The organism is Bradyrhizobium sp. HKCCYLR20261 (assembly GCF_051168435.1).
In the GTDB taxonomy this organism is placed as follows: Bacteria; Pseudomonadota; Alphaproteobacteria; order Rhizobiales; family Xanthobacteraceae; genus Bradyrhizobium.
Map to the genome: position 1 here is coordinate 62,225 of NZ_JBNPUZ010000017.1, position 12,158 is coordinate 74,382.

Sequence of the window (12,158 nt, forward strand, 5' to 3'; positions counted from 1 at the left end):
CAAGCTGGAAACATAGATGCAGAAGCCGCAGTGCGGAAGCACAGAATACAGCGTCCGACATGACCTCGACGCATTGCCGCAGTCAGATATCGTCACGGCGCACGCAGTCACGCGTGACCGTCTGGCTGAGCTCGCCGCGCTCGCGCGGCGGGAAATCCCTGGCGTGCGCGCCACCGAGCACGAGCTCGCCGAATTCCTGCGCTACGACCCGGACTCCATCTTCATGCTTTGCCGCGGTAGGAACCTGCTCGGCGGGATCGCCTTTCTCTATCTGAATTGCGCCGGCCTCGATGCGTTGCTGCTGGATGAGTTCAATTTGATTCAACCGCCGCGCCAATTTCTGGCGCGGCCCGGCGAGCAGGCCGCGGCGATCTACGTGTGGGCGCTGGTCGCGCAGGGCCGGGGCGCCATCGGGCTCGGCAATGTCGCCCGGATGATGCGCGAGCCCAGGTTTCGCGCCGCCGACTACTACGCGCAGCCATCGAGCGCGGAAGGACGCGCGTTTCTCGGCGCGCTTGGCTTCTCGCCGGTTCCTAGCTTTCAACCGGATCTCTGGTGGTACCAGCGGCCTTGGAACCGGATGCCGGAGCTGATCGACCCGGCGATACGGATGAATCAATTTGTGGAAGGGAGTGTTGCGGATGCACGGCATTAGTACAGCCAAGACGGCCAAATCGAATTCACGCGCGATCACGGTGCGCATCGCGCGCGATCCGAACGACCTGATGCTCGTCACTGCAATCCGCTCGGCGGTCTATCTGTCCGAGCAGGACTGCCCGATGGAGGAGGAGTTCGACGGCAACGACCTGGTCGCGGCGCATTTCCTCGGCTTCGTCGGCAATCAGCCGGCCGGCTGCGTGCGCGTGCGCTTCTTTGGCGAATTCGCGAAGGTGGAGCGGCTCGCAGTGCGCCATCAGTACCGGCGCTCACGGCTGTCATTCAAGCTGGTCCGGGAGGCGCTCGACTATTGCCGGCGCAAGGGCTTCAAGAAGGCGTATGGCCACGCGCAGGATCGTCTCGTCGATTTCTGGGCGCATTTCGGCGCCAAGCCGCTCGGGCACAATCGCAAGCTGACCTTCTCGGATTTCTCCTACACCGAGATGGTGCTCGACCTCGAGCCGTGCAACGACGCGATCACCCTCGACAGCGATCCCTACATGATCATCCGGCCCGAGGGCGACTGGGATCGGCCCGGCGTGCTCGATCTCTCCGCAGGCCGGCCGGCATCTTCGCCGCTGCGGGATTTCTCTGCAGCGAGACCCTGATGTCGAACCGGGAGCTGTTCGGCGCGACCGACACGGATCCGCCGGTTCTGGTCTGCGCCGATCTGCAGCGCGAATATCTCGCGCTGGGACGCAAGCACCTGATCGCGGACGGCGACGCCACCATGGCGCGCTGTCGGCAAATGGTCGCGTTCTGGCGCGAGCAATTGTGGCCGGTGATCCATCTCAAGCGGATCGCGCAAGCGGCCTGGTTCAACCCGGCATCCAATCTGACAGAGTGGATCGACGACTTCAGGCCGACGCCCGGCGAGATGGCCTTCGAGCATCCGCTGCCGTCAGCCTACAGCTCGGCGCGCTTCGCCGACTACATGTCGAACATGCGCAACATCCGCTGCGTCATGCTCGGCTTTTCGCTGGACGAGACGATCCTGTCGACGGTGGTCGACGGCTTTCATCGCAGCCAGCGCTATCAGGTGATCAGGGACGCGGTGGCCTGCCGCCAGGCCTGCGTCGGGGACGCCACTTCCTACAAGCTGGTCGTCACCAAGGTGATCGGCAACTTCGCCGGCGTTCTCGACAGCGCCGAATTGGTCGGAGCGGGCGGACGGCTGGCGGTGTGAGCGGCGCCGGCGTGGTGTTCAGCCCTCGGCGAGACGCTCGGCCAGATCGATCACCATGCGGCGGTCCGACGGATCGGTGATCTTGTTGAATGCAACCACGAGGCGCAACGCCTCCATCACGTGCAAATCAACAGGATTTTCGCTCAGCAGCCGCAGCAGCTTCTGTTCTGGCGGCTCGCAATCGTCTTTGCTCACACGGGCAGCTCCAGCACCGACATCACCACCGAGACCGCGACATGACCCGAGAGGAAGAGCTCAAAGAGCTGGCGAGCAGCCTCCAGGCGGCCATCGCGAGGGCGCGCCAGCTCAACCTGCCGACCAGCGCCTACATCCTTTCGTTGGCTCTGGTTGAGGTGTCCCAGACAATCGAGGCGGAGTTGAGGGGGCGGGCCGATTCCGAGTGAAAGTGTGGCAAATTCGCCGCGTATGCGGCGCTCCGCAATCAACTGGGTAAACGCCCGGAGCTGCAACCGGCCGTAGCGGCCAGGTTCGATCGCCGTCAGGCCCGGTCGACGCGGATCACGCGGCCCTTGTCGATCGCCAGCGCGAGCTTGCCGTGCTTCAGCGCCAGCGCCGCCTCACCGAACAGCTCGCGGCGCCAGCCCTGCAGCGCAGCCACATCCGCCTGGTCGTCGGCGGCGATCTGTTCGAGATCGTCGACGGTGGCGATGACCTTGCTGGCGACGGCGTGCCGCTCGGACGTCATGCGGAGCAGCACCTTCAGCAGCTCGACGATGGCGGCGCCATTGGAGTTGTTGCGCGGCTTTTCCAGCTTCGGGAGCGCGGCGAGATCACGCGCCAGCCCGCGCTGCACGGCGGCGACGATATCGGAGCCCCATTTGGAGCGCTCGAAGCCCTTCGGCAGCGAGCGCAGGTTGCCGAGCTTCTCGATCGTGGTCGGCGCATGCGTGGCGATGTCGCCGACGGCATCGTCCTTCATGACGCGGCTGCGCGGCACGTCGCGGCTCTGCGCTTCCTGCTCGCGCCAGGCGGCGACCTCGATCAGCACCGCGAGCTCCTTGGGCTTGCGGACGCGGGTCTTCAGCCGTTCCCAGGCGCGCTCGGGATGGAAGTCGTAGGTCTTCGGCGAGGTCAGGATCTCCATCTCCTCGCTGACCCAGTCGCTGCGGCCGCGCTTCTTGAGGTCGGCATCGAGCGCGGCAAAGACATCGCGCAGATGGGTGACGTCGGCCTCGGCGTAATGCGCCTGCTCCTTGGTCAGGGGCCGGCGCGACCAGTCGGTGAAACGGTGGGTCTTGTCGGGGCGATGGCCGGTGATGCGTTCGACCAGCTGATCGTAGGCGATGCTGTCGCCGTACCCCAGCACCATCGCGGCGACCTGGGTGTCGAAGATCGGGTGCGGCACGATGCCGGCGCGGTGCCAGATGATCTCGATGTCCTGGCGCGCGGCGTGGAAGACCTTCAGGACCTTCTCGTTGGCCATCAGCTCGAAGAACGGCTTGAGATCGATGCCTTCGGCCAGCGCGTCGATCACGAGGGCCTCGTCCGGGCTCGCCATCTGCACGACGCAGAGCAGGGGGTAGTAGGTGGTTTCCCGCAGGAACTCGGTATCGACGGTGATGACCGGGTGTTGGGCGAGACGGGCGCAGGCGGCCGCGAGGTCCGCGGTGGTGGTGATCAAGTCCATGAACGATCCATGACGAGGCTCTTACGCCGTCGTCCGAAAACGCTGACAAGTCAAGGGTGTCGGCAAAGGGTACGAGACGAAATTCATCTCTGCTTGTCGGCCTAATCAGGCCGGAAGGCAAGCGCTGCCGTGTCCGCCGATCGCTCTATGGTTGATGATGGACGGGCCGGCGGGCCGTCAATGATGCCGGACGCGGCCGGAGGGCCTCCGTCCGGAGGGGACCGCGAGCACGATGAGGCACAGGGCGACCATCGCCAGACCCAGGAATTCGAACACCAGCGCGTCCACGTCTCGGACCTCCCCGACTTGTTGCTTCAACTTGTCGGGGCTGCGTTGATCGTTTCTTAAGGACCCAGGCGCGGTCGCCGCGATGGTGGACGTGGAGTTAAGAGCGCGTGTCAGGTGCCGCAGAAGGTCTGCAGCACCCGCTCCTCGGGCTCGGGCGGCTGGGCATAGTCGGCCCGCTCCGGCTGGTCCTCAAAAGGCTTTGCCAGCACCGCATGCAGCTCCTCGAACGGCGCGTAGTCGTCGTTCTCCACCGCCGCGCTGATGACGGCCTCGATGCGGTGGTTGCGCGGGATGAAGGCCGGATTGACCTTGCGCATGGCGTCGCGCCGCTCGGCCGGGGTCTGCGGTTCCTCGGCGAGGCGCTGCTGCCAGCGCGCCGCCCATTCGTCGAAACCGGCGGGATCCTCGAACAGGGCGCGGACCTCGCTCAGATCGCCGCTGCCGGCGGCGTCGCTGAGTCGGCGGAACGTCAGGGTGAAGTCCGCCTTGGCCGCCGCCATCGTGTCGAACAGCGCCTGCGCCAGCGGCTGGTCGCCTTCCGTTTGCGTTGATAGCCCGAGCTTGCGGCGCAGGCCCGCCTGGTGCGCCTCGGTGAACTGACTTGCAAAACCGTCGAGCGCGGCCTCGGCCTGCTTGATCGCCTGGTCCTTGTCGGCGTCGAACAGCGGCAGCAGGCATTCGGCCAGCCGGGTCAGGTTCCACATCGCAATGCGCGGCTGGTTGGCAAAGGCGTAGCGGCCGAACTCGTCGATCGAGGAGAACACCTGCTTCGGATCATAGGCGTCCATGAAGGCGCACGGGCCGTAGTCGATGGTCTCGCCGGACACCGACGTGTTGTCGGTGTTCATGACGCCATGGATGAAGCCGACCAGCAGCCAATCGGCGATCAGTCTGGCCTGGCGCGAGATCACGGCATCCAGCAGGGCGTGATAGGGCCGCTCAGAGCCGGCGAGATCCGGATAGTGCCGGCTGATGACGTGGTCCGCGAGCCTGCGCACCGCCTCGGTGTCCTGGCGGGCGGCGAAATACTGGAAGGTGCCGACCCGGATATGGCTGGTCGCGACCCGCGTCAGCACGGCGCCGGGCAGCGCGGTGCCGCGATAGACCTGCTCGCCGGTGACGACAGCGGCCAGCGAACGGGTGGTCGGGATGCCCAGGGCCGCCATCGCCTCGCTGACGATGTATTCGCGCAGCACGGGCCCCAGCGCCGCCCGGCCGTCGCCGCGGCGCGAGAACGGGGTCGGGCCGGAGCCCTTGAGCTGGATGTCGCGGCGGACGCCGTTGCGGTCGACCACCTCCCCGAGCAGCACCGCCCGGCCATCGCCGAGCTGCGGCACGAAATGCCCGAACTGGTGCCCGGCATAGGCCATGGCGATCGGCTCGGCACCCTCCGGCACGGTCTTGCCGGCTAGGATCTCCGCGCCCTCGGGCGTCTCCAGCTCGGCCGGGTTCAGCCCGAGCTCCTCGGCCAGCGGCCGGTTCAGCTTGATCAGCCGCGGCGCGGCGACGGGGGTGGGCGCCACCCGGGCAAAGAAATTGTCCGGCAGCGCGGCGTAGGAGTTCTGGAAGGGGAAATGCACGGTCATGGCTCCAAGATAGGCGCAAGGCGGCCGCTTTTCGAGCCCAAACGGCCGTCAGATGAGCGCTTCGGCGCCAGCCCAATTCGGCGGCAGCAGGGGAGGTTGCAATGAGAGCCCGGGTGGCCGGCCTCCGGGGCGGAAAAGCCGTTCCTGCGGTTGCCGCGCCGGGGCGGCTCGGCTAAACCCAGCGCGCATTCGGCCTGCGCCTTCAAGGCTGCGCCGATTCCCTTTTCCTCACGCCGACCATTCAGGACGACCATGCATCGCTACCGGACCCATACCTGCGGCGCGCTCCGCGACAGCAACATCGGAGAGACGGTCCGGCTGTCCGGCTGGTGCCATCGCATCCGCGACCATGGCGGCGTGCTGTTCGTCGATCTGCGCGACCATTACGGCATCACCCAATGCGTGGTCGATCCCGACTCCAAGGCGTTCGGGCTGGCCGAGAAGCTGCGCTCGGAGTGGGTCGTGCGCATGGAAGGCAAGGTCCGCCGCCGTCCCGAGGGCACCGACAATGCCGAGCTGCCGACCGGCCAGGTCGAGCTCTATGTCGCCGACATCGAGGTGCTCGGCCCCGCGGCCGAGCTGCCGCTGCCGGTGTTCGGCGAGCAGGACTACCCCGAGGACATCCGGCTGAAGTATCGCTTTCTGGACCTGCGCCGCGACAAGCTGCACCAGAACATCATGACCCGCGGCGCGATCATCGATTCGATGCGCCGGCGGATGAAGGAGCAGGGCTTCTTCGAATTCCAGACGCCGATCCTGACCGCGTCCTCGCCAGAGGGCGCGCGCGACTTCCTGGTGCCGTCGCGCATCCATCCCGGCAAGTTCTACGCGCTGCCGCAGGCGCCGCAGCAGTACAAGCAGCTCTTGATGATGTCGGGCTTCGACCGCTACTTCCAGATCGCGCCGTGCTTCCGCGACGAGGATCCGCGCGCCGACCGTCTGCCCGGCGAGTTCTATCAGCTCGACGTCGAGATGAGCTTCGTCGAGCAGGAGGACGTGTTCGCGGCGCTGGAGCCGGTCATCACCGGCGTGTTCGAGGAGTTCGCCAAGGGCAAGCCGGTCACCAAGGGCTGGCCGCGGATTCCGTTTGCGGAAGCGCTGCGCAAATACGGCACCGACAAGCCCGATTTGCGCAATCCGCTGGAGATGCAGGACGTCTCCGAGCACTTCCGCGGCTCCGGCTTCAAGGTATTCGCGCGCATGCTCGAGGACCCGAAGAACCAGGTCTGGGCGATCCCGGCTCCCGGTGGCGGCAGCCGCGCGTTCTGCGACCGCATGAATTCGTGGGCGCAAGGCGAGGGCCAGCCCGGCCTCGGCTACATCATGTGGCGCGAGGGCGGCGAGGGCGCGGGCCCGCTCGCCAACAACATCGGGCCTGATCGCACGGCTGCGATCCGTGCCCAGATCGGCACCAAGGAGGGCGACGCCGCCTTCTTCGTCGCCGGCGATCCCGACAAGTTCTGGAAGTTCGCAGGCCTCGCCCGCACCAAGGTCGGCGAGGAATTGAACCTGATCGACAAGGACCGCTTCGCGCTGGCCTGGATCGTCGACTTCCCGATGTACGAGTACAACGAGGACGACAAGAAGGTCGACTTCTCGCACAACCCGTTCTCGATGCCGCAGGGCGGCCTGGAAGCGCTGACGACCAAGGACCCGCTGACCATCAAGGCGTTCCAGTACGACATCGCCTGCAACGGCTACGAGATCGCCTCCGGCGGCATCCGCAACCACAAGCCGGAAGCGATGGTGAAGGCGTTCGAGATCGCGGGCTATGGCGAGCAGGAGGTGGTCGACCGCTTCGGCGGCATGTACCGCGCCTTCCAGTACGGCGCGCCGCCGCATGGCGGCATGGCCGCCGGCGTCGACCGCATCGTGATGCTGCTGTGTGGCACCACGAATTTGCGCGAGATCTCGCTGTTCCCGATGAACCAGCAGGCCATGGACCTGCTGATGGGCGCGCCGTCGGAAGCCTCGACCAAGCAGCTCCGCGAGCTGCACATCAAGCCCAATTTGCCGGCCAAGTAGGTCGGCAGAGCACGATCGACGCTTTACCAGGCGTCATTGCGAGCGAAGCAATCCAGAGTCCTCGCGACGCCCTGGATTGCTTCGTCGCCTTCGGCTCCTCGCAATGACGGTCGGATTCGGGCGACATCATCACGCCGCCGGCCGCCCCGGCAGCATCCGCGTCAGCACGCCGTCGCGGCGGACGATGTGGTGAACCAGCGCGGCGGCGACGTGCAGGGCCACCACGACCCAGGCGATCCATTTGCCGATGAAATGGTGGATCGCGTCGACCGGCGGCTCGAACGCCTCCCACGACACGCCCCAGCGCGTCTCGATCCAGCCGAACAACGCGGTCTCGCGGAAGCTCGGCACCGCGAAGGCTCCGAAATCGGTCGGCGCATCGGTGCCGATATAGCCGGTCAGCGGCATCACGATCAGCAGCGCGTAGAGGCCCCAATGCGCTGCCTGCGCAAGCCACGCCTCGGCGGGAGATGAATGCGGCGCCTCCGGCTGCACATTGGCGAGCCGCCACAGCAGCCGCGGGACCACGGACAGCCCGACGAAGATGCCAAGCACCCAATGGACATTCAGCACCGGCAGCACCTCCGGCGCGGTGTCATCCATGAACCAGATGACGTAGTACACGACGATGTAGGCGGCGATGAACGCCGCCGCGCTGGTCCAATGGAAGAACTTGGCGACGCCGCCGAACTCCAGTCTGGTATTCTTCCACGGCACGGCGGATCCCCTCTGCACTCACACGAGATAGGCTGCTGCTAGCGTCAAAACGGGCGCCGATCCAGCCGCCTGCGAGGGCCTCGACGGCTGCTGCATTCAATTAAAACTCACCCGATTGTCATCACGGCTTGTGGTGCGGCACGTCGTCGCCAACAGGCGCAAGGTGAGCCCGCCTTCAAGGCCGGCGCGCGCATTTGATCGTCCTGCGTTAGCGGCGGTTAACACTGCAAGCAACTTCCCGCCCTCACGTCTGAACGCCTCCGTGCCGCGAGAGGGCCTCGCTCCCGGTCGCGCGCGAACCGCGAGCCGCCTGTCATGCGAGGTCGCAAGCCGTTGTTTCCCGGCGATAATCGATCACGGCGGCTGTTAGTTCGCGACGATGCAGGGCCCCCAATGTCAGCGATCGCGCGACAGCAGTCGCCGCGGCGTTCCTAGACCGGCGCTCAGTGCGATGGAGCTTGCGGTGTCCTGCAACCTGTCCTTAATACGATTGCTGTCTCACTCATGTAGTCGAACAACGCCAACCAAACAAAAGAAGACGGGTAGTTCAGATATGACCGTTCGCTGGTGCGTGCTCCTTCTCGGAACCTGCTTGTTAGTGCCGACCGCCTCCGCTGCTCCCATCTCTCCCGATACGGTTCGTGATCTCGCCTCGCGCGTCGGCCCGGTGGTCGGCCAGGCCGCGACCTGCCGCGAGATCGCGCAGGGGCGCGTCCAGACCATCATCGATCAGTTCGGCGAGGTGATCCGCCAGGCCGCCACGAACAGCAGCGATCGCGACGGGCTGATCCGCAGCTTCAACAGCTACATCGCCGAAGGCCGCGGCCGCGTCGCGTCCTCGCAAGTCAATTGCCAGACCGCTGAGCGCCAATTGTCGGATCTGGAGCGCTCGCTCGGCCAGCAGCAATCGGCGGCGCCCAGCCTGTCCTTCGCGCTGGCGCCGTCCACCGCTGCCGCGGCAACGCAGCCCACCGCCAACCTACCGCCGCCGCTGCCGCGCGGCGTCAGCGACACCGAGATCCGCTTCGGCACCGTCATTCCGTTCTCGGGCGTGCGCAAGGAGTCCGCGCGCCAGATGAAGGTCGGCATCGAGACGGCGTTCAACCGCGCCAACGACGCCGGCGGCATCAACGGCCGCAAGCTGCGGCTGATTGCGGCCGACGACGCCTACGACCCCTCCAAGACGATCGGCGCGATGACGCACCTTTATGAAAAGGAGCAGGTGTTCGGCTTCATCGGCAACATGGGCACCGCCAACAACGCGCTGGCGATCCCGTATGCGCTGGAGCGCCGCGCGCTGTTCTTCGCGCCCTATAGCGGCTCGGCCATCGTGCGCCGCGATCCGCCCGACCGCTACGTCTTCAACTACCGTGCGAGCTATGCCGAGGAGACGGCGGCGATCGTCCATTACTTGATGAAGGTTAAGCGCATCCCGGCCAAGCAGATCGCGGTGTTCGCGCAGAATGACGGCTATGGCGACGATGGGGCGAACGGCGTCGCCAAGGCGTTCCGCGCGCAAGGCATTACCGATCCGATCATCCGCTACGGCTTTCCGCGCGGCACGCTGGAGGTCGACGAGGCCGTCAACCAGCTCAAGGCGCAGACCAAGCCGGCGATCAAGGCGGTCATCATGATCGCGACCGACCGCGCGGCGGCGAAGTTCATCGAGAAGACCCACGATGCCGTGCCGGGGCTGATCTACGCCAACATCTCCGCCGTCGGATCGTCGTCGCTCGCCGCCGAGCTGAAGCTGCTCGGCCCGAAATACACCAAGAACGTGATCGTCACCCAGGGTGTCCCGTCGGTCGCCGGCTATTCGAGCCTGGTGCTCGACTACAAGACGGCGCTGGAGAAGTACTTCCCGGGCGAAGCGCCGGACTATACCTCGCTCGAGGGCTTCATCTCGGCGAACATCCTGATCCAGGCGCTCAAGCAGACGACGCCGCTCGACACCGAGCGTCTCGTCGATACGCTGGAGTCGATGCAGAACATCGATCTCGGCCTTGGCAGCAAGCTGTCGTTCGGCCGCGCCGAGCACCAGGCCTCGCACAAAATCTGGGGCACCGCGCTCGACGAGACCGGCACCTACCAGGCGATCGAGCTGGAGTAGGGCGACGGGGCAACCGCGCCCATGCCCGACCGCCAGCTCAGCTCGTGCGGCGCGCCAAGAGCAGCGCGCCGCCGAGCCCGCACATGACCGCACCGGACATCTGACGCATCCGCGTCACGAGGCTCGGCCGCCGAACGAGCCCATGGCGTGCCTTGGCCGCCCAGACGGTGACAACGAGGTCGACAGCGGTGTTCAGAGCGACCGAAATCAAGCCCAGCACGATGAACTGCGTGGCGACGGTGCGGGTGGGATCGACGAATTGCGGGATGAAGGCGAGGAAGAACGCCGCCGTCTTCGGGTTCAGCGCCTCGACGATGATGCCCTCGCGAAACGCGCGCTGGCGGCCCGTGGTCGACACCTCCGCCGGAGCGGCGATCTTTGCTTCGCGCCAGGTCTTGATGCCAAGCCAGATCAGGTAGATCGCGCCGGCGATCTTCAGCGCGGTGAAGGCCTCGGCGCTGGTCATCACCAGCGCCGACAGTCCGACCGCGCCGGCCATCACGTGCACGAGACCGCCAAGGCCAAGACCCACGCTGGACGCCAGACCTTCGCGGCGTCCACCGGCCAGTGTCCGTGCGACGATGTAGAAGATGCCCGGACCAGGCGTCAGCGCGACGACCAGGGCAGCGGACAGGAACAGGAGAAACGTGTGCAGGTCGGGCATGACGTGATCTTCTCCGGCAAGTCCGCGACCTCTAGAGCAATTCTTCCGCCGTTGCAAAATAGGATGAGGCCGTCCGCGTCGCGATGGCTGGCAGGCGCGCCGGTCGGCATGATAGGAGCAGCGCCGACGAATGTGCTGCAGAGTCCCTCGCATGTTGACGATCTCACCGGAAGATCCGGCGTCCGCCGACGCCGCGGCCCTGATCGCGGACCTGTCCGCGGCGCTCGCGCGCATCACCGGTGACAGTGGCCGGTCGTCATTCGATCCGGATGACGTCCGGGGGCCAAGAGCCTGCTTCGTGATCGCGCGTGACGGATCCGGGCAGGCCGTCGGTTGCGGTGCGCTCCGTCCGATCGATGCCGGGATCGCCGAGGTCAAGCGCATGTATGCGCGTCCAGGCACGCGCGGCGTGGGGGCTGCGATCCTCAGCCATCTCGAAACGGCCGCCGCCGGGTTCGGCTATGACGCGATCTGGCTGGAGACGCGGCACGTCAATGCGCGCGCCGTGAGCTTCTACGAGCGTCACGGCTATGGCCGCATTCCCAACTATGGCCGGTATGTCGGCCGACCCGAGGCTGTGTGCTTCGAGAAGCGGCTGTGGCGTCCAGCCTAGCAGCTCTTCTGGCGCAGATGCTGAACGCAGGTGCAACTTGCCGAGGCCGGGTATTTGACGTCGTAATAGGGGAAGCTCGATGTCGACGGACTGTTGGTCGAGCAGCGTGGAAACAGATAGTAGCTGTCGGAAATCGTCACCGGGCCGGTGACGCCCGATCCGAGATTGGGCTTATAGGAATAGGACACCTCGCCCAGAATGAGCGAAATGTTGGCGTTGATCGGGCTCGTATTGGTGAATGCCGATAAGGTCATTTTCTGACCCACGGCCCTTGCGGCGCCGGACTTGGTCGATGTGCTCCATTGCACGGTCGCGTTGCCGTTGGCGTCGGTCGAGACTTCGGAGACCGTCACCGTCATCAGCGAGTTGCCTCCGGCCTCGCTGACCGGATAGGGCGCCATGATCGATGTCGAGGCCAGCAGGATGTTCTGCATCTGCGCCGCGGTGATCTGGGTGTTCTGCGCCACCATGTCGGCGACGCTGTGCGATGTCTCGCTGACCTTCACACCGATGGCGAGACCATTGCCGAGCTCGACACCGCCCAGCAGCAGCGTCAGCATGAACGGCAGCACGATGGCGAACTCGGTGGCGGCCACGGCATCGACATCGGCGTACAGCGTGCGCGCGCGGCAGGTCAGATGGGTGAGCATGTTCGTTCCTCTCA

Annotated in this window: 13 protein-coding genes; 7 read left to right on the forward strand and 6 right to left on the reverse strand. The window is 65.9% G+C overall.

The features are described from left to right. Positions 1–16 precede the first annotated feature (16 nt). Genes ACQR1L_RS28595 through ACQR1L_RS28605 form a run of 3 tightly spaced genes read left to right on the forward strand, consistent with a single transcriptional unit; the run spans position 17 to position 1,843 of the window. Positions 17–655 (forward strand): hypothetical protein, encoded by a 639-nt coding sequence (locus ACQR1L_RS28595; RefSeq protein ID WP_434861256.1) that lies wholly within the window; start codon positions 17–19, stop codon positions 653–655. Beyond that, a complete protein-coding gene (locus ACQR1L_RS28600; RefSeq protein ID WP_434861257.1) occupies positions 642–1,265 on the forward strand; it encodes a GNAT family N-acetyltransferase in 624 nt (207 codons plus the stop codon). The genes ACQR1L_RS28595 and ACQR1L_RS28600 overlap by 14 nt, the downstream gene beginning before the upstream one ends. Further along, the gene (locus tag ACQR1L_RS28605; protein ID WP_434861258.1) at positions 1,265–1,843 is read left to right on the forward strand and encodes an isochorismatase family protein; all 579 of its coding nucleotides are present in this window, start codon (positions 1,265–1,267) and stop codon (positions 1,841–1,843) included. Before ACQR1L_RS28600 ends, ACQR1L_RS28605 begins: the two co-directional genes overlap by 1 nt. Before the next feature lie 18 nt (positions 1,844–1,861). Here the strand turns inward: ACQR1L_RS28605 and ACQR1L_RS28610 are convergent, their stop codons facing one another. Beyond that, positions 1,862–2,038, reverse strand: coding sequence for a hypothetical protein (locus ACQR1L_RS28610; protein ID WP_434861259.1), 177 nt, complete (start codon positions 2,036–2,038; stop codon positions 1,862–1,864). A gap of 41 nt (positions 2,039–2,079) precedes the next feature. Here ACQR1L_RS28610 and ACQR1L_RS28615 point away from each other — a divergent pair, with 41 nt between their 5' ends. Further along, positions 2,080–2,247, forward strand: a complete 168-nt coding sequence (locus tag ACQR1L_RS28615; protein ID WP_434861260.1) for a hypothetical protein — start codon at positions 2,080–2,082, stop codon at positions 2,245–2,247. A gap of 95 nt (positions 2,248–2,342) precedes the next feature. On the opposite strand, the gene rnd is transcribed toward ACQR1L_RS28615, so the two are convergent. Continuing rightward, positions 2,343–3,491: a ribonuclease D gene (gene rnd / locus ACQR1L_RS28620; protein WP_434861261.1), complete on the reverse strand. Its 1,149-nt coding sequence runs from the start codon at positions 3,489–3,491 to the stop codon at positions 2,343–2,345. A gap of 398 nt (positions 3,492–3,889) precedes the next feature. Continuing rightward, complete coding sequence (locus ACQR1L_RS28625; protein WP_434861262.1) at positions 3,890–5,365, reverse strand: protein adenylyltransferase SelO; 1,476 nt, start codon at positions 5,363–5,365, stop codon at positions 3,890–3,892. A 252-nt stretch (positions 5,366–5,617) separates the two neighbouring features. Here ACQR1L_RS28625 and aspS point away from each other — a divergent pair, with 252 nt between their 5' ends. Then, complete coding sequence (gene aspS, locus ACQR1L_RS28630) at positions 5,618–7,390, forward strand: aspartate--tRNA ligase (protein ID WP_434861263.1); 1,773 nt, start codon at positions 5,618–5,620, stop codon at positions 7,388–7,390. A 129-nt stretch (positions 7,391–7,519) separates the two neighbouring features. Here aspS and ACQR1L_RS28635 read toward each other — a convergent pair whose 3' ends face one another. Then, on the reverse strand, positions 7,520–8,107 hold the full coding sequence (locus ACQR1L_RS28635) for a cytochrome b (protein ID WP_434861264.1): 588 nt from the start codon (positions 8,105–8,107) through the stop codon (positions 7,520–7,522). A 553-nt stretch (positions 8,108–8,660) separates the two neighbouring features. Between ACQR1L_RS28635 and ACQR1L_RS28640 the strand changes: the two genes are divergently transcribed. Next, positions 8,661–10,217, forward strand: a complete 1,557-nt coding sequence (locus tag ACQR1L_RS28640) for an ABC transporter substrate-binding protein (RefSeq protein ID WP_434861265.1) — start codon at positions 8,661–8,663, stop codon at positions 10,215–10,217. Between the two features lie 37 nt (positions 10,218–10,254). On the opposite strand, the gene ACQR1L_RS28645 is transcribed toward ACQR1L_RS28640, so the two are convergent. Next, positions 10,255–10,881, reverse strand: coding sequence for a LysE family translocator (locus tag ACQR1L_RS28645; protein WP_434861266.1), 627 nt, complete (start codon positions 10,879–10,881; stop codon positions 10,255–10,257). A 151-nt stretch (positions 10,882–11,032) separates the two neighbouring features. Between ACQR1L_RS28645 and ACQR1L_RS28650 the strand changes: the two genes are divergently transcribed. Next, entirely contained in the window at positions 11,033–11,494 is a 462-nt protein-coding gene (locus ACQR1L_RS28650; RefSeq protein WP_434861267.1) for a GNAT family N-acetyltransferase, read from the forward strand. Here ACQR1L_RS28650 and ACQR1L_RS28655 read toward each other — a convergent pair. Further along, the gene (locus ACQR1L_RS28655; RefSeq protein ID WP_434861268.1) at positions 11,491–12,144 is read right to left on the reverse strand and encodes a TadE/TadG family type IV pilus assembly protein; all 654 of its coding nucleotides are present in this window, start codon (positions 12,142–12,144) and stop codon (positions 11,491–11,493) included. The two genes, ACQR1L_RS28650 and ACQR1L_RS28655, sit on opposite strands and share 4 nt — an antisense overlap. Positions 12,145–12,158: the final 14 nt, after the last annotated feature.